This window comes from Terriglobales bacterium, from assembly GCA_035624455.1.
Lineage (GTDB): Bacteria > Acidobacteriota > Terriglobia > Terriglobales > Acidobacteriaceae > DASPRM01.
In genome coordinates this window covers 1-21,351 of sequence record DASPRM010000053.1, presented here as the reverse complement: position 1 = coordinate 21,351, position 21,351 = coordinate 1, and the positions used below count along the sequence as shown (strand labels likewise).

Genomic DNA, 21,351 nt, shown 5'->3' with positions numbered 1-21,351 from the left:
ATGGAAAACCTCCCGTCAGCAGCGCAAGTCTCCAGTTGGTTGATCCCGGGGCAAGTTCTGTTCCTCATGATCCACATTCTTGCGGTCGCCTGTTTTGCCTACATCGTGGCTCGACGCCTGGCGCCACTGCTGCAAGCGGAGCGCGACTTCCGTTTCGATCAGCCCTGGGCCCGCTTGCGAATGGTCTTCAAGTATTGGCTGGGACAATGGAAGCACCCACGTTACCGCACCGCCGGAACGCTTCACATTCTGATCTTCGCCGGATTCATCCTGCTGGCCATGCGCGCCTTCACCGTGCTCTTCGTCGGTATCTGGCCGGACTTCGCCATGCTCTCCGGCAAGGCCGGCCAGATATACGACCTCATCACCGACTACGCCTCTACCGTCGTATTCGCTTGCATGATCGTGGCGATCATTCGCCGCGCCGTCTTCAAGCCTGCGCGTTACGCGGTGCCGGCAAAGTTCGGCAAAGGCCATCCCATTGACGCCATCTTCTTATTAGCGCTGATCGCCATACTCATGCTGGCGGACAGTTCCTTCGCCGCCGCCAAGACCGCCGGTGAGTCCCATCTCGGCCAACCCGCGGCGGCTTTGGCCTTCTTGTCCCTGCCTTGGATGTTGCAGATCGCCTTCGCTTCCGCTTCGCTGACAGCTCTGAGAAATCTCTACATTGGCGCCTATCTCCTGCATGAACTGACTTTCTACTTCCTGCTCTGCTACCGGCCGTTTGGCATTCAGTTTCACGTGGAGACCTCGCTGTTCAACGTCTACTTCGCCAAACTCGACCGCGACGCGCTCAAGCCTGTCCGATGGGGCATCTCCGACGATCAACTGGATCAGGTGAAATCTTTCGGCGTGAAGAAATTTGAGGACTTCACCTGGAAGCACATGCTCGACTTCTACAGCTGCGCCGATTGTGGCCGCTGTTCGGATAACTGCCCCTCCAACTCGGTGGGCAGACCATTGTCTCCACGCTTTCTCACTATTAAGGCGCGAGATTACGCCTTTCAGCATTACCCAATGTTCGGCAGCTCGACCAACAGCACGCCCCTGGTCGGGAATGTCTATTCCGAGGATGAGATCTGGTCCTGCACTACCTGCGGCGCCTGCGAACAGGAGTGCCCGTTGCTGGTGGAATACATCGACAAGATCGTCGACCTGCGCCGCGGCCTGATCGATGAAGGAAGAGTGCCCCAGTCCTTGCAGAAACCGTTGAAGGCTCTGGAGAGCCGCGGTAATCCCTACGGCAAGATGGAAAAGAAGAGGGCGGACTGGGCCACTGCCCAGGAGTTCCAGCAAGCCTGCCAGGTCAGGATTCTCGACCAAAAGAATGGCGCCAACACCCTCTTCTTCGTAGACAGCATCACCTCTTACGACGACCGCATGCAGTCGATTGGCCGGGCCACAGCCAGAATCCTCGACCACCTAGGCGAGAATTTCGGAATCCTCGGCGCGAAGGAAAAAGACAGCGGTCATGAGGTTCGGCGCTTCGGCGAGGAATTCCTCTTCGCCTCGTTGCGCGACCAGAACGTCGCCGCGATCAAGGCTTCAGGAGTCAGCCGCATCGTCACCGCCGATCCCCACGCCTACAACGCGCTGAAGCGCGACTACAAAGACCTTCCCCCGGTCGAGCACATCAGCCAGGTGATCGCCCGCGGAATTAAGACCGGCAAGCTCAACTTTCACCCGATCGCAAACAACGATAGCGTCTACGCGTTCCACGACCCCTGCTATCTGGGGCGGCACAACCAGGTCTACGACGAGCCCCGCGCTGTGCTCGATGCCATCCCGGGCCTCAAGCGGATCGAGATGACCCGCTCGCGAGATCGCTCCTTCTGCTGCGGTGGCGGTGGACTGATGTTGTTCTACGAACCCAAGGAAGATGAGCGAATCGGGGTAAAGCGTGTCCAGATGGCGGCCGAAGCTGGGGTCAACGTGATCGTAACCGCCTGTCCGTTCTGCATGGTGAACATTGAGGATGCCATCAAGGTTGCAGGCCTGGAAGGAAAGATGACCGCCATCGATCTGGCGGAACTGGTCGACCAACACATCGCCCGCGAAGCTGCGCAAGCGGCGTGAATAACAGTTCGGAGGTAAACGTGGAAATTCTGGTTTGCGTACGAAGAGTGCCCGACACATCGGAAAACGAGATTCAGCTCAACCGCGCCGGCAACGACATTGAGCGCGATGACCTCGTCTATTCCATCAACGAACCCGATAACTATGCCGTCGAAGAGGCGCTGCAGCTGGTCGCCAGGCTCGGCGGCAACGTCACCGTCGTTACCGTGGGCAACGAGGACGACGAGGAGGTCCTGCGCCGCGAGATGGCCATGGGCGCAAACCAGGGCGTGCTGATCTCGGATGAGGAATTCACCGGATCAGACGGCAAAGGTATCGCCACCATCCTCAAAGCTTTCATCGACAAGGGTCACTACGACCTGATCCTGACCGGCGTTCAGGCGGAAGACGGCGGCGCCCAGGTTGGAGGCATGTTGGCCGCCATGCTCGATTATCCGTTCGCGTCTCTGGTCAATTCCATCGAGGTCCTCGACAGCAAGAAGCTGAAGATCAGCCGCGAAATCGAGGGCGGCAACAAGGAGATGAATGAGATCGATCTCCCCTGTGTGCTCTCGATTCAGACCGGGATTAACGAACCGCGCTACGTCGGGATGCGCGGCATCCGCCAGGTAGCGTCCATACCGATTCCAACCTTCGCCACTTCCGACCTCGGTCTCGATCCAGGCACGGTGGGCGAGACCGGCGCCAAAGTGAAACGTCTCGACTATTTCGTGCCCGCGCTCGGCAAGGGAGCCGAGATGCTGCAGGGCAGCCGCGAAGAAAACGCCGACAGAGTTCTTGAGCTAGTCGCAGCCAAAGGAGGGTTGAAGTAATGCCTCGAATTTTTGCTTACATCCTGCACAAAGATGGTGTGCCCGCTGATCCCGCGGCGGAACTGGCGGCAGCGGCACGCAAGATTGATGCCGGCGCATCTCCCGTCGCCATTCTCACCGGTTCGGGTCCAGACCTCGAGTCCGCGTGCAACGCCCTCCGCGCTTCCTATGCTGAAGTCTGGAAGATCTCGAATGAAGCTCTCGCCTATCCCAACGCTGAGTTGGTCCGCAAAGCCCTCGTAGGCGTTGTGCCTGCCGGCAGCATTCTCTTGGTTGCGCACGAGCACTTCGGGATCGATCTGGCCCCGGGACTCTCCATCAAGCTGAAGTCAACATTCGTCTCCGACGTAACCGCAATCGACGGCCTGGATGGTGCCCATCTCAAAGTCGTCCGCCAGGAATTCGGGGGCCAGGTCAGCGCCCACGTGGCTTGTGACACCTCAGCCGGTGCGGTTGTCAGCGTGCGTCCTGGTTCGTTCAAGCCGCTTGAGGGCCCCGCCGTAAATGGCCAGGTGCTCGACAAATCGGCAGCCATTGGCACATTAACCACTGGCCGGCGTTATCTGCAGACCATCGCGGCCGAAGCTGGCGATGTCGATATCACCAAACACAACGTCCTCGTATCCATCGGTCGAGGTATTCAGAAACCCGAGAACGTTGCCATCGCTCAGGAACTGGCTGACGCGCTGGGCGCAGCGGTTTCCTGCTCACGACCCGTAGTCGATGCCAAGTGGATGGAAAAATCCCGCCAGGTCGGTTCTTCCGGCAAGACTGTCAAGCCCAAGGTCTATCTGGCGTGCGGCATCAGCGGCGCGTTCCAGCACCTGGCCGGTTTGAAAGGCAATCCATTCATCGTCGCGATTAACAAAAATCCCAAGGCTCCCATCTTTCAGGTAGCGGATGTCGGCATTGTCGATGACATCCTGGAATTCCTGCCCGAACTGACCAACAAAGTCCGCGAAATGCGCAGCGTTTCGGCAAAGTGAGGAAAACAGTAATGATCCCATTCAAAACCCTGAAACTGAGTTTGAAATCCTTCAAAGACTTCGCCAAGAAACGTCTGCCCGACGAGAAGCTCATCGAGTTGGACGAAAAAGACGAATGCCCCATGGAAATCGTCCGCTACATGTGCAATCCCGATCAGCTCGGCATTCAGTTGCTCTTCGTTCCCGAAGATTGCGGCGGCTTAGGTGGCGGCGCCTTCGATGTGTACCTCATCTGCGAAGAAATGGCGCGCGTCGATCTGGGTGTGGCGACATCGGTACTGGCCACGTTTCTGGGCAGCGATCCCATTACCGTCGGTGCAACTCCCGAGCAGAAAAAACACTGGCTGACGCGTATCGCGGAAGAAGGATTGTTGTTCGCCTACGGCGCCACCGAGCCCGAAGCCGGCAGTGATCTGGGAGCCCTGCGCACCACCGCGGACCGTGTCACCGAGAATGGCCGGGTGGTCGGCTACAAGATCACCGGCAACAAGCAGTGGATCAGCAATGGTGGCGTGGCCGATGCCTACACCATCCTGGCCAACACGCCCGGCGGTCCCAGTTGGTTCATCGTGGAAAAAGGGGCCAAGGGCTTCACCCACGACAAGCCCGAAAACAAGCACGGTATTCGCCTCAGCAACACCGCCGCACTGGCGCTCGACAACGTCTATGTCGATGCCGATCGTCTGGTCGGCGGCGTGGAAGGCCAGGGCCTGAACCAGGCGCAGGCTGTCTTCGGCTACACCCGCCTGATGGTTGCGGCCTTCGGACTCGGAGGTGGCTGGGCGGCGCTGGATCGTGCAATTCCCTATTCCACAAAACGCATCCAGGCAGGAGCGCCGCTCTCCGAAAAGCAGGGATACACCCACAAACTGATCGTCCCGCACGTCGCCCGCCTCGAAGCTGCCCGGGCCTATATCGAAGAAACCGCCGAGCGCATTGACGCCGGAGAAGGCACCTTGAACACCGAAGGCGCCATTGCCAAGTACATGGCCACCGAGGCCGGCAATATGGCTGCCGAAGCCAGCATCCAGGCCCTGGGCGGTTACGGCTACACCCACGAGTACATGGTGGAGAAGATCAGCCGCGACGTTCGCATCACCATCATCTACGAGGGCACCTCGGAAATCATGGAGATGACCATCAGCCGTGACCGCTGGCAGCTCCATCTGAAAACCCGCGGGCAGTACTATCACGAGCAAGCGCAAAAAATGGAAGCCCTGCACGCCCAGCGCCCCAACGTCGGTGCCAACATCGCCGCGCTGGCTCTGCATGCACTTGCGGAGGTAATGGAAAAGGCCAGAGTGGCACGTCTCACCCGCTTCCAGCACATTCTCCTGCGTCTCGGCGAGTTGATCGCCTACGCCGAGTGCGCCGGATGCCTGGCCCGCCGTGCCGCCGCGACCGCGGATAACAAGCTTAACGAAAAAGCCAACCGGCGCTTTGATCCCGACGCTTTGGCAGCGCTGAGCCGAGTCTTCGCCCGCGACGCTGCCCTTAAGGTCGCACAGGAAGGCCTGCGTTTGTCGATCGGAGCCGCCAGCCTGAGTGCGGCGGAGATCCCCGCCTTCGAAACAAGTTTGGGTTTCCCTGCCATTCTTCAGGCGCAGACTGGCCTCATTGCAGATATGGATTACATCGCTGACGTCTTATACAACCGCGCGCAGAAGCGCGCGGCAGCCGCCTAGCATTCATAAATCTTCGGCAGGCATCCGCCTGACTCTCAGCCACCCGGGTGCCTCGGGTCAAAAAGCAGGAGCGTCATCATGGAAAGCACCGCGCATCGCGCCATAGCGATTGTGGGGGCAGGAGCCGTTCTGCCCGATGCCCGCGACGTTGCCGCCTTCTGGGAGAACGTAAAGAAGGGCCGCTACAGCATCTCCGACGTCGATCCCGAGCGCTGGGATCCGGCGCTCTATTACGATCCCGATCCCACCGCGCCGGACAAGACTTACTCCAAGATCGGCGGCTGGGTGCGCGAATTCACATGGGATCCCATGAAGTGGAAGCTGGCCATCCCGCCGCGCGTCGTCGATGCCATGGATGGAGCGCAGAAGTGGGCCATCGCCTGCGTCCGCGAGGTGCTCCTCGATTACGGCCATCCCCAGCGGCCTCTGGATTTCGATCGTACCGCCGTCATTCTCGGCAACGCCATGGCGGGTGAGAGACACTATCTCACTTCATTCCGCATTTATTTCCCGGAGTATGCCCGCGAACTGGCCGACAGCCCGAGCTTTGCGGCGCTTCCAGAATCCGTGCGTAGGGAAATCACTTGCGAACTGCACGACCGCATTGCGCAGCATCTGCCTCCCGTGACCGAAGACAGCATGCCGGGTGAACTGGCCAACTGCATCGCCGGACGCCTGGCCAATGTTTTCAATTTCCATGGTCCCAATTTTGTGTGTGACGCGGCGTGCGCCTCGGCCATGGCCGCTATCAGCGCTGCGATTGAGGGGCTGGTGCAGAACGAATTCGACGCCGCGATCACCGGCGGTATTGACCGCAACATGGGCGCTCCCACCTTCGTGAAATTCTGCAAGATCGGCGCGCTCTCGGCTACCGGCACGCGTCCCTATGCTCTGGGAGCCGACGGCTTCGTGATGGGCGAAGGCGCTGCCATTTTCCTGCTCAAGCGCCTGGCCGACGCCGAGCGCGACGGCGACAAAATCTACGCTGTCCTGCGTGGCATAGGCGGATCGAGTGATGGCAAAGGCAAGGGGATCACCGCTCCCAACCCACTCGGCCAAAAATTAGCCGTCGAACGTGGCTGGCAGAATGCCGGACTATCACCCGCCACGGCCACCTTGTTTGAGGGACACGGCACATCGACGCGCGTCGGCGACGTCGTCGAAGTGCAGGGTCTGGCTGACGTGATCAACAGTGCTCATCTGCCGCCCGCGTCCGTAGCCTTGGGCTCAGTCAAATCGAATATCGGCCATCTCAAAGGAGCCGCCGGTGCAGCTGGCTTGCTGAAAGCTGCGCTGGCGCTTCGCGACAAGGTGCTTCCACCCAGCATTCATTGCGAGCATCCCAATCCGGATATCGACTTCGCCCACTCCCCGCTCTACGTCAATACCGAACTGAAACCTTGGGACATCCCTCCAGACGGCGTTCGGCGCGCGGGTCTCAGCGCCTTCGGTTTTGGTGGCACCAATTTCCATGCCGTCCTCGAGGAGCACATCCCCCATCGCCTCACCGGCAATGGCAAGCGCTCGGTGGCAGTCGGCAACATTCCGTCTTCAACATTTTCTGAGGCTGGTATGACTGCGAAAAATATAGCTCCCAACCTTGCATCTTCTTATAAGGCCCCCTTCCGCGGCGCCCTCTTGATCGGCGCAGCCTCCTCCTCCGAACTCACAGAGCGTTTGACCGCAATAAAGAAGGAAGCGGACGCCGGCCGTGCCCCGGCCCCTGCGCCGCCCGCCGAATCCGACTTGCGTGCTCCCGAGCGCCTGGCCATCGACTATTCCAATGCCGCCGAATTGGCGGAGAAAGCAGGCAATGCTCTCAAGGCATTGGCTGCCAATCAACCGCCGATCTGGAAAGCTCTGCGTGCGCAAGGCATTTTCCGCGGCCAGGGGCTGGCGCCCAAAGTGGCATTCCTCTATCCCGGGCAGGGCTCGCAATACGTGAACATGCTCAAGCCACTGCTGAAGATCGAGCCCATCGTGGCGGAAACCATCGCGGAAGCCGATCGCGTAATGACGCCGCTGCTCGGCAACCCGCTCAGCGAGTTCGTCTTCGTTGACAGCGCCGATCCCAACGCGGTCGCGCAGGCGGAAGAAGCTCTCAAGCAGACGGCAATCACCCAACCTGCCGTCCTGGCGACCGATCTCGCGCTCACCCGTCTTCTTGCGGCTTACGGCATCACACCCGACTTCACCATGGGCCACAGCCTCGGAGAGTACGGAGCCCTTGTCGCTGTCGACGCTCTGCCCTTTGCCGACGCCCTCGAAGCTGTCAGTGCTCGCGGACGCGAGATGACGCACGTTGCCATGGCCGATAACGGCCGCATGGCCGCCGTTTTCGCTCCACTGGAGGAAATCGAGCGCATTCTGAAGACCATCGACGGCTACCTGGTCATCGCCAACATCAACAGCAACCACCAGGCTGTAATCGGCGGCACCAGCAGCGCGGTCGAGCGCGCTATGGAAGTGTTCCAGAAGGCTGGATACGAAGTAGCGGCACTACCCGTCAGCCATGCTTTCCACACCTCGATTGTCGCTCCCGCCAGCGAACCCTTGCGCCGCGTGCTGGAGCGCCTGCATCTGGAATCGCCGCACCTTCCCATTGTCGCGAACACGAACGGCGAGTTTTATCCCACCGGACCGAATGTCGTTCCGCAGATGCTGGACATTCTGGCGCAGCAGGTGGCGGCTCCCGTGCAATTCGTGAAAGGCCTGCGCACCCTCTACAACGCGGGCGCGCGCGTGTTTGTCGAAGTTGGACCCAAGAAGGCCTTGCAAGGATTTGCTGAAGATGTGCTCGGGGCTGATGTGGTTTCCATCTTCACCAATCATCCGAAAGTCGGCGACATCCCTGCATTTAACCAGGCTCTGTGCTGCCTCTATGCCTCGGGATTGGGCCGTGGAAGAGCCGAAGTTGTGGCAGCAACCGCGGCATCGATATCGGCTCCCGCCGCCGCTCCGGTGGATACATCCAAACCCGCGGTTTCCGCACCGCCGCAACCTCCAATCCCTGCGGTGGCACAGGAAGCCGGAACGAGCGTCTGCTCTTCGACGCCCGCCACTCTCTCCAGCGACCGCTACGTCGAATTAGGGCGCATCTTCGCTGATGCCCTCGAACGTGGCTGGCAGATCACCCACGGGCAGGAGCGTCCACACACTGACGCTCCCGTCGCCATCACCGGCGCGGCCTTAGGCCTGCCGGGCACGGATCACATCTTCGACGACCAGAACATCGGCCGCATATTGCGCGGCGATCAATTCATCGACTCCATCCCCACGCGCCTGCGGCGCGCCATGCTCGACAAGCACATCACGCGGCTGGTGAAGAGCGATAACGGCGGGCCCACGTTTGAGACCATCAACAACATCGCCGATGTGATCAAGCTGGCAGGACGCGGCGGCGTTTTTGATCTGGAGCATGAATTCGGCGTTTCCAACGAGCGTGTGCTGGCTCTTGACCGCGATACTCAACTAGCCATCGCGGTCGGCCTCGACGCGTTGCGCGATGCCGGCATTCCTCTTGTTCTGCGCTACAAAACCACCACCAAGGGCACCCAACTGCCCGACCGCTGGGTATTGCCCCAGGCTTTGCGCGACGATACGGGTGTAATTTTCGCTTCCGCTTTTCCCGGACTGAACTCCTTTGCCGACGAAATGTACCGCTACTACACCGACCGCGAGCACCGCGAGCAGCTCTCGCTTCTGCAGGACCTGCTCGCCCACGCAGTGGAAGTGAATGGACATTCCACAGTAGGCCTGGAAATCTCTCGCCGCATCGAAGAGTTGCGCACCGCCATCGAGAAAAATCCCTATGATTTCGACCGCCGCTATCTGTTCCGCGTGCTCCCCATGGGACATTCGCAGTTCGCCGAATTCGTCGGCGCTCGCGGCCCCAATACTCAAATCAACTCCGCCTGTGCCAGTACCACGCAAGCCCTATCGCTGGCGGAAGACTGGATCCGCGCCGGACGCTGCCGCCGCGTAGTCGTCGTTTCCGCCGACGACATCACCACCGATCAGTTGATCGACTGGATGGGCGCCGGCTTCCTGGCCACCGGCGCCGCTGCGACCGATGAAGTGGTCGAGGAAGCCGCTATCCCCTTCGACCGCCGCCGCCACGGCATGATTATCGGCATGGGTGCGGCAGGCCTCGTGATTGAGAGTGCGGATGCTGCGCGTGAGCGTGGCATCCAGCCCATCTGTGAAGTGCTGAGCGCTGTGACTGCCAACAGCGCTTTCCATGGCACTCGTCTCGATGTTGACCACATCAGCCAGGTGATGGAGCAGTTGGTTCGCCAGGCGGAAACCCACTACGGCGTCCGCCGTCACGAGATCGCGCCCAAGACAGTCTTCATTTCCCATGAAACCTATACTCCCGCCCGGGGCGGCAGCGCCGCGGCCGAGATTCACGCCCTGCGTCATGCTTTCGGCGATTCTGCCGACAAAATCGTGATCGCCAACACCAAGGGTTTCACCGGCCATGCCATGGGCGCCGGAGTGGAAGATGTCTTGGCCGTCAAAGCGCTGGAAACCGGAATCGTGCCGCCGGTCGCGAACTTCAAGGAAGTAGACCCTGAGCTGGGCTTACTGAACCTTTCTAAGGGCGGCATTTACCCGGTCGAATACGCCTTACGCCTGGGCGCCGGCTTCGGTTCGCAAATCAGCATGACTATCTTGCATTGGGTGGCAACCCAGGATGGTGTTCGCCGCAACCCCAATGCACTCGGCTATGCCTATCGCATTGTGGATAGGAATACCTGGAACAGCTGGCTCTCTGGCTTGACCGGATCTTCCAGCACCGATCTGGAAGTCGTCCAGCGCACGCTGCGAGTGCGCGATCGGGGCCCGATGGCACGTTCCGTCGAAGCCGCTCCCGTTCGCATAACGCTGGCTACCGGCCCTGAAGTACCAGCAGTTCAGGAAGCGCCGCTGGCGCCAGTCGCGAAAGCCACCGCACCCGCGCCAGTCGCGGAAGGCACCGCGCCGCCGCGTGCGGTTGCACCGCAAGCGCCGCCAGTTCCTCGCCCGCCTGCCCAGCCCAGCGTGCAGGTGCAGCCTGCCGCGCCGACACCTCCTCCTTCACCGGCGAAGCCCGCGGCGGCGGACACTACTGTGCAAGAGCGCGTCCTTGCCCTGGTGGCCGAGAAAACCGGTTATCCGGTTGACATGCTCGATCTGGACCTCGACCTCGAGGCCGATCTCGGCATCGACACGGTTAAGCAAGCCGAGGTCTTTGCCACCATCCGCGAAGCTTATGGCATCGCTCGCGACGATCAGATCAAGCTGCGCGACTTCCCCACTCTTGCCCACGTGATTCGTTTTGTGCATGAACGGCGTCCCGATCTTGTAAGTGCACAGTCGCCCTCGACCGCAACTGTCATAGCGCAACAGCCTGTAGAAGAGATCATCGCGCCGGCAGCTGCGCCTGTCCCCGCTCAAGCGGCTGCGCCTCCATCCGTAGCAATCTCTGCAAAAGACGCCAGCGGCGACTCCGTGAAGGAACGCATTCTGGCTTTAGTAGTCGAAAAGACCGGCTATCCCAAGGACATGCTCGATCTGGATCTCGATCTCGAGGCCGATCTCGGCATCGACACCGTTAAACAGGCTGAGATGTTCGCGGCGATCCGCGAAATCTACAACATCCCGCGCGATGAGAACCGCAAGCTGCGTGACTATCCCACCCTGTCGCACGTCATCCGCTTTGTTTTCGAGAAGCGTCCGGACCTCGCTACCGCAACGCCATCGCCGGCGGCCCCACAACCACTACAAGAGGCGCCCAAGCAAGTAGAAGAGAGAAAGAGCGCCGCACCAGCTCTGGCAGTTCCGGCGAAAGGCGCCGGCGACTCTGTAAAAGACCGCATTCTGGCCTTAGTAGTCGAAAAAACGGGCTATCCCAAAGACATGCTCGATCTGGATCTCGATCTCGAGGCCGATCTCGGCATCGATACCGTCAAGCAAGCCGAAATGTTTGCCGCCATTCGCGAAATCTACAGCATCCCGCGCGACGAGAACCGCAAGCTTCGCGACTATCCCACCCTCGCGCACGTCATCCGCTTCGTCTACGAGAAGCGGCCTGACCTGATCGAGGGTGCCCCGCCGTCCGCCAGCACAAGCCAGTCCACGACCGCTGCCGAAACGGCCACCGTACTCGCAGTCACACCACCGGTTGTCACACCCTCAGCGACCGCAACCGCGGTGAGCGCTCCAGCGATCACCGACGAAGCGATTAAAGAGAAAGTCCTGGAAATCGTGGCCGAAAAAACCGGCTATCCCAAAGACATGCTCGATCTCGATCTGGACCTCGAGGCCGATCTCGGCATCGACACCGTCAAGCAAGCAGAAATGTTTGCCGCCGTGCGCGCGGCCTACAACATTCCGCGGGATGAAAATCTCAAGTTGCGCGACTTTCCGACTCTGGCCAGCGTGATTAAGTTCGCGCATGACAGAGCTGGACTGGCAGAAGCGCCCAGTGCAGTGCCCGTGGCCGCATCGGAGAAGCCGGAAGCCAAAGCACAGAAGCCGGTGGCAGTATCTCCGACGGCCGCGAAAGCCCCGCGCCCGCCACTCGCCAGTCTTGACGCTGCGAATTCCATTCCGCGCCGAGTGCCAATTCCGATCCTGCGCCCCGCACTCACGCTCTGCAAGCCGACTGCTGTCGCGCTCGAAGCCGGCCGGCGCGTCCTCATCATGCCGGACAAAACTGGAGTAGCCGACGCCCTCACCCAACAGCTCAAGAAGCTCGGCGTGGAGGTCCTCCGCATCGACGCCGCTCCCGATGCCGACACCCTCGCGGCCCGCCTCAAGGAATGGACAGCCGCAGGCCCGGTGCACGGAGTGTACTGGCTGCCCGCGCTGGACAACGAAGGTCATCTCAGCGACATGGATCTTGCTACCTGGCATGCAGCCGTACATGTGCGTCTCAAATCGCTCTACACGACCATGCGCACTCTCTATGAGCAGATCGCCAAACCAGGTACCTTCCTTGTCTCCGCTACTCGCCTCGGAGGTCAGCATGGTTACGACGAAGCGGGCGCGATTGCGCCGCTGGGCGGAGCAGTCGTAGGCTTCACCAAAACTTATAAGCGCGAGAGGACCGACATCCTCGCCAAGGCCGTCGACTTCGAACCCGAACCCAAGGCCGCCGAAGTTGCCGATCTACTCATCCAGGAAACACTACGCGATCCTGGCGCAGTCGAGATCGGCTGCAAGAACGGATTGCGCTGGACCGTCGGCCTCCACGAACAACCGGCAGCTGACGGCCAGCCAGGCATGACGCTGGATGAAAACACAGTCTTTCTGATCACCGGCGCCGCAGGCAGTATTGTTTCCGCCATCACCGCTGACCTTGCGACAGCTTCGGGCGGCATCTTCTATCTGCTCGATCTGGTGCCCGAACCCGATCCCAACAACCCTGATCTCAAGCGCTTTGTGAACGACAAAGAGAATCTCAAGCGTGATCTTTTTGCTCGCATCCAGGCACGGGGCGAACGTGCCACGCCTGCGCTGGTTGAGAAAGAGCTCGCGGCCCTGGAACGTGCGCAGGCAGCCTGCAGCGCGATCGATGCGGTTCGAGCCGCCGGAGGCACGCCGCATTATTGCAGCGTCAACCTCACCGATGCCGACGCCGTCGCCAAGATCATCAACCAGATCCGCCAGCGGCACGGCCGCATCGATGTGCTGTTGCACGCCGCGGGCATGGAGCGCAGTCACCCCATGCCGGATAAGGACCCGCGCGAATTCGACTTGGTCTTCGACGTGAAGAGCGACGGCTTCTTCAACTTGCTGCACGCCATCGGCGACATGCCTCTCAAGGCAACAGTCGCGTTCAGCTCGATTGCCGGGCGCTTTGGCAACCCGGGACAAACTGATTACAGCTCCGCCAACGATCTGTTGTGCAAGATCACATCCAGCTTCCGCACTACCCGCCCGGAGACCCGTGGCATCGTCATCGACTGGACGGCATGGGGCGGGATCGGCATGGCGACGCGCGGTTCAATTCCCAAAGTCATGGCCATGGCCGGCATCGATATGCTGCCACCGGAAGCCGGTGTCCCGCTGATCCGCCGCGAGCTCACTGCCGGTGCAACCCGCGGCGAGATCCTGATCGGCCAGCGTCTTGGCATTCTCATGAATGAATGGGATGCCAGCGGTGGAATTGATACCACCACGCAGACATCAAGCGAGAAATCACTCCACATCTCCGGAGCAGGACCAGGGCCAGCAACAGGAACAGGAGTGATGCTTGGCAAGATCACTGCCGCCGGCCTGCACAGTGGCTTCGACATCGAGACGACTCTGAATCCAACCGTTCAGCCTTTCCTGCATGATCATCAGATTGATCGTACGCCAGTGCTTCCTGGCGTCATGGGCATCGAAGGCTTCGCCGAAGCTGCCCTTGCCCAGCTTCCCGGCTGGCAAATCGAAGCCTTGGAAGACGTGAACTTCCTTGCTCCCTTCAAGTTTTACCGCAACGAGCCACGCACGCTACGGTTCGAGACTCTAATTCACCCACAGAAAGACAGTCTGCTGGCGGATTGCCGTTTGATCGGCAGCCGGACACTCCCCAATCAAACCGAGCCGCAAGTCACCACACACTTCACCGCACGCGTGACGCTAACCAGGCGAGCGCCCGGCGCGATGAGTCTGCCTCCATTAGGTACTCCTGCTGGCGCCGTGGTCGAATCCGACGCAATCTATCGCGCTTATTTCCACGGACCGGCCTATCAGGTCGTGGAGCGGGCATGGTGGGACGGGAACCGCATCATTGGACGCATGGCGAAGAACCTGCCCACGAATCACGTCCCGCCCGAGTTGCCGGCGGTCGCTGCGCCACGGCTGATCGAACTCTGCTTCCAGACAGCCGGACTTTGGGAGATGGGCGTTCAAGGCAGGATGGGCCTGCCGCGGCACATCGATCAGGTCCGCATTCTGCGCTCGCCAGACCAGGCGCAAGGACCTCTGTTCGCAGTCGTCACCCTGATTTCTGGCGGCTTCGATGCGCAGGTGCTCGACACGGCTGGGAACTGTTACATCGACCTGCGCGGATATCGCACGGCGAGCGTTCCCAATGCAGTCGATCCCAAGGCATTGCAAGCACTCCAGCGTGCCATGAGCCTGGAAGCTGTTGCGGCATAACCGCAGGTGCCGATGGTGATGGCGCGTATGCTGAACGAAGTTAAATCGGCGCCGATCGCAGATCCCGGCGAACCCGCCGCTACGAACGTCTGTTGGTTCGAGCAAACGGAAGCAAGTGTTCCGGCTGAAGAAGACTGGCTCAGCCCCAGCGAAGCCGCCCACCTGCAGCGGCTGCGCATTCCCAAGAGACGCTGCGACTGGCGTTTGGGCCGTTGGACAGCGAAGCAAGCCGTTGCCGCCTATCTGAATCTCTCGCACGAAGCAGATTCCCTAAGAAAAGTAGAAATCCGCCCGGCGCCCTCCGGCGCGCCTGAAGTTTTCATCGCGAACCGGCCGGCGCCTGTTTCCATCTCACTCAGCCATCGAGCCGGGACGGCCGCGTGTTTGGTTGCCCGCCATGGCACCGATCTGGGTTGCGATCTGGAAGTTATCGAGCCTCATACTGATGCTTTCATCCGCGACTTCTTCACCACAGACGAGCAGTCCGTGATTGCCCGCGCTCCAGCCGCCAGCCAACCTCTTATAGTGGCTCTGCTCTGGAGCGCGAAAGAAAGCGCGCTAAAAGCCCTGCACGAAGGCCTTCGCCTGGATACGCGCGATGTGCGCGTCCTGACTAACGAGACTGACTTCAACCCTCTTCCTCCCGCGGACGCGCAGACTTGGCGTCCGTTGCAAGTCTCGGCTCCGAATGATCTCCTCTTTCATGGTTGGTGGCTGCACGGCGACAACCTCGTGCGGACGCTCGTTGCCTCCCCCAGACCTGCTCTCCCAAAGACCATGTAGGACAGGCGATCTCGCCTGTCCCGGTCTTAACCCAAAACCCGGATTGTAACCACGTGGGAACGGACGTCCCGTCCGTTCAGGTCGAGGCATAGGCTCCACAGCCTGGGGTGGCCACGTTCGCCCTCTTTCGAGAGACGTAGGAGTCGAGCCGCAGCCTCGACCATCCTCGCTGTGCGCACTTTCGCGCTGCACGGCTGACCCACGATAAAGGGTCAATTTCGGCCATTTCCAGGGCGAAAACAGGAATGCGCCCCGGATGGCTCTTCGCTAAAATGTCGTGCCCTCGAAAGGAGCATCATGGCGAAGAAGAAAATCGACCCCCTCAACAAGAAGAATTACGGCGCGGTTTCGGCAATGCTTACAGTCTCCGATGTGGCGGCGGCTGCGAGCTTTTATCAGAAGGCGTTTGGTTTTACCAGGCGCGGCATCATGAACGGCCCCGACGGCAAGCCGATTCATGCCGAGCTTACATTGCGCGGCGCGACATTAATGCTGGGACCGGAAATGCCCTCCATGGGAAGAAAGTCAGCGAAGAACATGGGCGGTTCGCCGGCGAGCCTCTTCATCTACATGGAGGATGTGGACAAGGCCTTTGCTAAGGCGACTAAGCTTGGGGCTGCCGCCAAAGGTCCCGTGATGGACATGTTCTGGGGCGACCGCTGCGGCACAGTCATCGACCCGGATGGTTATACCTGGATGATCGGCACCCACAAAGCTGAGCCCTCTATGAAGGAAATGAAAGAAAAGATGATGCAGCAGATGCAACAACAGCCGACTGGAACTCAAAACGCCGCTTGAGCGAGTCAAGACTCGGCTTTGGTGGTCTCAGCCCCTCCCTTATCCGGCAGAGATCGCCAACGCCGAGCCTTGAACACACGCAGCCCCTGAAGCTCGCGTGGGAACGGACGTCCCGTCCGTTCAGGTCGAGGCGAAAGCCTCGACAGTAACAACAGAAAAGTCGACTGCCATCCTCAATGCCGCCATCGACAACCGACGATCCCCTGTGCGCATCTCTGCCATCTGTGCTTAACTGATGTCCCATGCCCCTCGAAGAATACAAGCGTAAACGGCGTTTTGAAGACACGCCTGAACCTCCGCCCAAACTCGAGCCCAGCGATCAGCATCGCTTCGTGGTGCAAAAGCACCGCGCCACCCGCCTGCACTACGACTTCCGCCTGGAGATGGATGGCGTGCTGAAGTCCTGGGCCGTGCCCAAGGGCCCGTCGCTCGATCCTGCTGACAAGCGGCTGGCAACCCAGGTCGAAGATCACCCGGTCTCCTACTTCGATTTCGAAGGCATCATTCCACCGGGAAATTATGGGGCCGGCACTGTCATGGTTTGGGATGTGGGCACCTTTGAACCGCTCGGTGACGCCGACGCTATGATGAAGAAAGGCGATTTCAAGTTTCGCCTGCATGGACAGAAGCTGAACGGCGACTTCGTGCTGGTGCACATCAAGTCGCGGCGTCCCGGTTCCAAGGGCACCGAGTGGCTCCTCATTAAGCATCGCGATCAGTACGTGCAGAGTCCCTACGACGCCAATGATTATGATTATTCCGCTCTGACCAAGCGCTCTCTGGCCGAAATCGCCGGCGACGAGGGAGCTCGGGAATGGCAGAGCAGCCGTCCCGCTGCCTCGCGCGGCAAGCCCAAAGCTCCCTGGCTGGCGGAAGCCTTGGCAAAACGTCGCCAGCAGGCGGCGGAGGAAAGCGCAACCAAAAACGTCGCGCCACCTAAGAAAGCGCCATCCAAAGCGGCATCGGCTACGACAACGCGAACGTCAGCTTCCAGGCAGACGCGTTCCAAAAAATCCAGCGCTAAATCGAACACGCGCTCCAGCGACTCAAATTCGGAGGGCCACACAGAGCGCGCCGAAACTCCTGAGGCTGCCCCGAATCCCGCTCCAGCGCCTGTCGAGTCCCGCTCTCGTGCTGTCGATCCGCGTGGAGCGGGATTGGGCGGGGTAGTTACTGCAAGCGAACCCTCCTCTCCACTCGCTTACATCAAGGGCGTCCAGCCAGGTCCTATGCCCAAGGCCATCACTCCCATGCTCGCCACCCTCACCGACCGTCCTTTCGACGACGAGAACTGGCTTTTCGAAGTCAAATGGGACGGCTATCGCGCGCTTGCCTACGTCGACGGTGGCAAGCTGCGGCTGGTCTCGCGCAATCAGAACGATCTGACCGCCGGCTATCCCGAGCTGCGCGATCTGCCGGCACACGTCAAGGCGCGAACCGCGATTATCGACGGCGAGATCGTCGCCCTCGACGAGCAGGGCCGCTCCTCTTTCAGCCTGATGCAGCAGCGAACCGGGCTGCGTCACGGTGGGCACCGCACGGCTCCCGACTCGCGAATTCCCGTGCTCTATTACGCCTTCGACCTTTTATATCTCGACGGCTACAACCTTATGCGCGTGGATCTCGACCAGCGCAAGCAGCTACTCAAAGAATTCGTCACTCCCGGGGCCAGTATTCGCATTTCCGAGTACTTTGTGGGCGCAGGTACCACGCTCTACGAAGCATGCAAGGAGCACGGACTCGAAGGCATCATCGCCAAGCGGCGTCAATCCTGTTACCTCGAGAAGCGCACTCGCGAATGGCTGAAGCTCAAGATCACACAGCGCCAGGAGTGCGTTGTCGGCGGCTACACCGATCCTGCCGGCGGCCGCGAGTATTTCGGCTCCGTCATTCTGGGCCTCTATGACGATCAGGGACGGCTGATTCACGTCGGCCATGCCGGATCAGGATTCAACTCCGCCACTCTTGCTGACACATGGCAGCGCCTCAAGCCTCTCGCGACCACCACAAATCCTTTCCACGGCAAGGTAGAGAACCTGGGACGCAAGCCGCACTGGGTTCGCCCCGAGTTGGTGGCGGAAATCAAATTTACCGAATGGACGCATGAGGGCCAGAGCGGCTCGGTCAAAATGCGAGCGCCGGTATTCGAGGGTCTGCGACTGGATAAGAATCCCCGCGAGTGCGTACTGGAGTCCGCCGTCCCTGCACCTCAGGTGTAATGGTTTGAACCCGACCTTGCGGACAGGGTCGGAAAGGCTCCATTTGTCCGACACTGACCGTCGAAGCCACCGCCGGGGCGTCCCAGCCACGTGTAGCCGAGATTAGCATCGACATGGAAGCGCTTGAGAAGGTCCTTGCTGGCGAGCAGCGTAACCACGTGGTCCACCTCGCCCGAGCCTTCGACCAGCCCCGCGGTGGGGAGCTTGGCGGAGTACTCCACGGTGAGTGTCGGCTGTCGCTTCGCCTGGTGCAGGAAGCGCCAGCGAACTCCAGGGCTGTTATCGCCCACACCGACGTAATGCACGGAAGCGTCGTGCTGCCAGGGATTCCCAGCCCAGTCCAATTCCATATCACGTAGTAACCCGAACTTCAGCAGACCCTGGAGCGACTGCTGCCGGGCGGCGGAGTTAATGCCGAATTCGATCTCGAGCACTCCAAACTGCGTGGTCTCGGCCGTGTTGGTGACGGTGGGACGGTTGGGCGTCGCTGTTAGGTCAACCGCGGGCTGCTGGCCACGGCAGTCAACTGCAGTCAGACACAAGAGCAGTAGGGCCGTCGTGAGCTTCATGGCCGGGTGTCTCCCGAACGGATTGTTGTCAGGGACAGCAGTTCGTTGCTCAATCGAAGCAATAGGCGAACCGTAACACTGAAGCTCAAAGGAGCCGGCGTCTCCCGCCTTCCTCAATCAGAACTGGCGAAACCAGATGAGATCAGAAGGCCGGTCTCCGAACGGGATGCTGTACGCTCCCAAGTTATCGACCTGCAGCACGCTGTGCAAGGTCAAGTCTTGGCTACCACGCCTCAGGCGGCTTGAGTATCACTTGGGCGGCCTTCTCACCATCTCGCTTCACCCGATCTCCCGCTATCCTTCCCCGGTTTGCACTACTATTTTTCACTTTCCGATTACTTGACACCCGTATGCCTCCGCGCTACTGTCAGCTCAATTAGTGCCGTAATTCCGTACTTCATTGGGGCGGCCAACTTACCAGCTTGAGGATGAGCAGGGTTCCCGTCCTTGATGTTCGGTTGTGGGGTAGGGTCCTATGCGTTACTCTCCGCCTCCGTCCCGGTTCGTGCTCTTCCTGGTAGCAATTTTCTTTGCCTGCCCCGTCGGCTTTGCCCAGACGCCGAACATCGACAAGGTTATCCGCCAGGCCAATGACGGCAACCAGGCCGCCAGGTTCAACCTCGGCCTCTACTATCAGACCGGCAAGGGAGTGCAGCAGAGCTTCACCGAAGCCGCCCATTGGTATCAGAAGGCAGCCGACGCGGGCTTTTCGGCGGCGCAGACAAACCTGGGCAATCTCTATCTCTCAGGCAAGGGCGTACCTCACGATGAAGCGCTGGCCGCCAGGTGGTACCTGCGCGCCGCGGTTGACGGATTCGCTCCCGCGCAAACCAACCTGGGCATGATGTGGGCCGAAGGCCGCGGCGAGCTGAAGAAGGATCTCACCGAAGCCGTCCAGTGGTACCGCCGCGCTGCCGACCAGCATTACGCTCCCGCGCAATCCGCGCTTGCCTTCATGCTGCTTCACGGTCTGGGAGTGCAGAAGGACGAAACGGCCGCCGCTCACCTCTATCAGGCAGCCGCCAAGCAGGGACTGGTTGCCGCCGAGGAAACGCTGGGCTGGATGTATGCCCACGGCGTCGGGCTGCACCAGGACTACGCTGAATCCGTGAAGTGGACCAAAAAAGCGGTGGAGCAGAAGTCGGCCTCAGCCATGAACAATCTTGCCGTCGCCTACGAGAAGGGGCGTGGAGTTCCCCTCGATCTCAGCCAGGCTTTCGAATGGTACCGGCGCGCCGTCGAGGCTGGCTCGCTGGAAGCGCAGCATAACTTGGCCGTCATGTACAACGAAGGACGTCTCCCCAAGGATAACCCCGAAGCCGCCCGCTGGATGGTTAAACTCCAGGGACAAGGGCGCGGCGGCTCCGCCGACTCTTCCGCCCCAGAGCAACTCCTGCCGCCCCCGGCAGGCGATCATCCTTAGTTGTTCTAGCTGAAACTCGATCTGACAAAGACCCATGTTAGGCGGCAGTTACTTGTGCTCCGCCTCCGCTTCGCTTTGCAGGGCTCCGCTCCGGCCCATGGTTCGCAACACCTTAAAAGGGAAACGGGCCCTGCATGCTTCATCCATTGGTGGTAACCCAAACTGTGACGCCATCACCTGGTCGGCGGCCATGCATCCCGAGAGCAATTGCTCGCGAATAGTCCGAGGAGAAAGCGAGAGAAGATTGGCAATGTCGGCTGTTTCCTTTTCCGGCTTAATCAGAGCGATCATGTAAGGCCGTGATGCCACGTAGTCTTGCCCGGGATCGTGGTTATACGATTCGACCGGGAACGTTGACGTAGGCGAAAGATCGAGGTGGCGGCGTGAATCCGAGTCCCTCCCACTCGCCATATTCTCGTACAGCTCTAGCCGCCACTGCAGCATGTCGTTCGCAATCCACATGGAGTCGAGGTCCGAACGGTAGGGTGTGTCAACCATTAAGGCAATAGTCCTACGCATAACCTTCGGGCCTTTCGTAATCAGCATCGTGCCTGGCCGGCAGCAGCTGCTGTCAGCAACTGGGACGAAGTCCGCTCCACGAGTATAAGGACTGGTGACAATCACGAAAAGTTGCTGTAGCGACTCGTGCGCTGGTGTTGCAGTCGCATCGTCGCGACACTCTGGCAATGAGAGGTCGCATTGGATGAAGTAACTCGAAACAGGGGTGACGTGACGGAGGCTGCCATCACTGAATTGACTAGCGTGGCGGCTGTTGGGTTCCTCGTTATCGTCAGCAATTCTTGGCATCCGTCCGATTACGGGCATGATCGAACTTGCGTACAAATAGTCCATAAAACGACCG

Annotated in this window: 11 protein-coding genes; 9 read left to right on the top strand and 2 right to left on the bottom strand. The window is 60.2% G+C overall.

What is annotated here, in order from left to right; translation table 11 throughout:
- The 8 genes from VEG30_06070 to ligD all read left to right on the top strand — a co-directional run bounded on the left by VEG30_06070 (position 1) and on the right by ligD (position 18,497).
- Positions 1-2,079, top strand: a complete 2,079-nt coding sequence (locus VEG30_06070) for a (Fe-S)-binding protein (GenBank protein HXZ79478.1) — start codon at positions 1-3, stop codon at positions 2,077-2,079.
- 20 nt (positions 2,080-2,099) lie between these two features.
- A complete protein-coding gene (locus VEG30_06065; GenBank protein HXZ79477.1) occupies positions 2,100-2,891 on the top strand; it encodes an electron transfer flavoprotein subunit beta/FixA family protein in 792 nt (263 codons plus the stop codon).
- The gene (locus tag VEG30_06060) at positions 2,891-3,877 is read left to right on the top strand and encodes an electron transfer flavoprotein subunit alpha/FixB family protein (GenBank protein HXZ79476.1); all 987 of its coding nucleotides are present in this window, start codon (positions 2,891-2,893) and stop codon (positions 3,875-3,877) included. The genes VEG30_06065 and VEG30_06060 overlap by 1 nt, the downstream gene beginning before the upstream one ends.
- A gap of 11 nt (positions 3,878-3,888) precedes the next feature.
- Positions 3,889-5,562, top strand: coding sequence for an acyl-CoA dehydrogenase family protein (locus VEG30_06055; protein ID HXZ79475.1), 1,674 nt, complete (start codon positions 3,889-3,891; stop codon positions 5,560-5,562).
- A 78-nt stretch (positions 5,563-5,640) separates the two neighbouring features.
- On the top strand, positions 5,641-14,697 hold the full coding sequence (locus VEG30_06050) for an SDR family oxidoreductase (protein HXZ79474.1): 9,057 nt from the start codon (positions 5,641-5,643) through the stop codon (positions 14,695-14,697).
- Between the two features lie 27 nt (positions 14,698-14,724).
- Entirely contained in the window at positions 14,725-15,480 is a 756-nt protein-coding gene (locus tag VEG30_06045) for a 4'-phosphopantetheinyl transferase superfamily protein (protein HXZ79473.1), read from the top strand.
- Between the two features lie 297 nt (positions 15,481-15,777).
- Entirely contained in the window at positions 15,778-16,278 is a 501-nt protein-coding gene (locus tag VEG30_06040; GenBank protein ID HXZ79472.1) for a VOC family protein, read from the top strand.
- A gap of 242 nt (positions 16,279-16,520) precedes the next feature.
- On the top strand, positions 16,521-18,497 hold the full coding sequence (gene ligD, locus VEG30_06035) for a non-homologous end-joining DNA ligase (protein HXZ79471.1): 1,977 nt from the start codon (positions 16,521-16,523) through the stop codon (positions 18,495-18,497).
- On the opposite strand, the gene VEG30_06030 is transcribed toward ligD, so the two are convergent.
- Positions 18,488-19,066 (bottom strand): hypothetical protein, encoded by a 579-nt coding sequence (locus VEG30_06030; GenBank protein HXZ79470.1) that lies wholly within the window; start codon positions 19,064-19,066, stop codon positions 18,488-18,490. The genes ligD and VEG30_06030 overlap by 10 nt on opposite strands.
- 475 nt (positions 19,067-19,541) lie before the next feature.
- On the opposite strand from VEG30_06030, the gene VEG30_06025 reads away from it, so the two are divergent.
- Entirely contained in the window at positions 19,542-20,489 is a 948-nt protein-coding gene (locus VEG30_06025) for a tetratricopeptide repeat protein (GenBank protein ID HXZ79469.1), read from the top strand.
- Positions 20,490-20,537: 48 nt separating this feature from the next.
- On the opposite strand, the gene VEG30_06020 is transcribed toward VEG30_06025, so the two are convergent.
- On the bottom strand, positions 20,538-21,351 hold an 814-nt coding region (locus tag VEG30_06020; protein HXZ79468.1), incomplete at its 5' end, for a hypothetical protein.

Bases quoted from the DNA above. Each gene is read 5' to 3' on its own strand.
- VEG30_06040 (HXZ79472.1), top strand. From the start codon at position 15,778: ATGGCGAAGAAGAAAATCGACCCCCTCAACAAGAAGAATTACGGCGCG.
- VEG30_06045 (HXZ79473.1), top strand. From the start codon at position 14,725: ATGCTGAACGAAGTTAAATCGGCGCCGATCGCAGATCCCGGCGAACCC.
- VEG30_06070 (HXZ79478.1), top strand. From the start codon at position 1: ATGGAAAACCTCCCGTCAGCAGCGCAAGTCTCCAGTTGGTTGATCCCG.
- VEG30_06025 (HXZ79469.1), top strand. From the start codon at position 19,542: ATGCGTTACTCTCCGCCTCCGTCCCGGTTCGTGCTCTTCCTGGTAGCA.
- VEG30_06055 (HXZ79475.1), top strand. From the start codon at position 3,889: ATGATCCCATTCAAAACCCTGAAACTGAGTTTGAAATCCTTCAAAGAC.
- VEG30_06030 (HXZ79470.1), bottom strand. From the start codon at position 19,066: ATGAAGCTCACGACGGCCCTACTGCTCTTGTGTCTGACTGCAGTTGAC.
- ligD (HXZ79471.1), top strand. From the start codon at position 16,521: ATGCCCCTCGAAGAATACAAGCGTAAACGGCGTTTTGAAGACACGCCT.
- VEG30_06060 (HXZ79476.1), top strand. From the start codon at position 2,891: ATGCCTCGAATTTTTGCTTACATCCTGCACAAAGATGGTGTGCCCGCT.
- VEG30_06050 (HXZ79474.1), top strand. From the start codon at position 5,641: ATGGAAAGCACCGCGCATCGCGCCATAGCGATTGTGGGGGCAGGAGCC.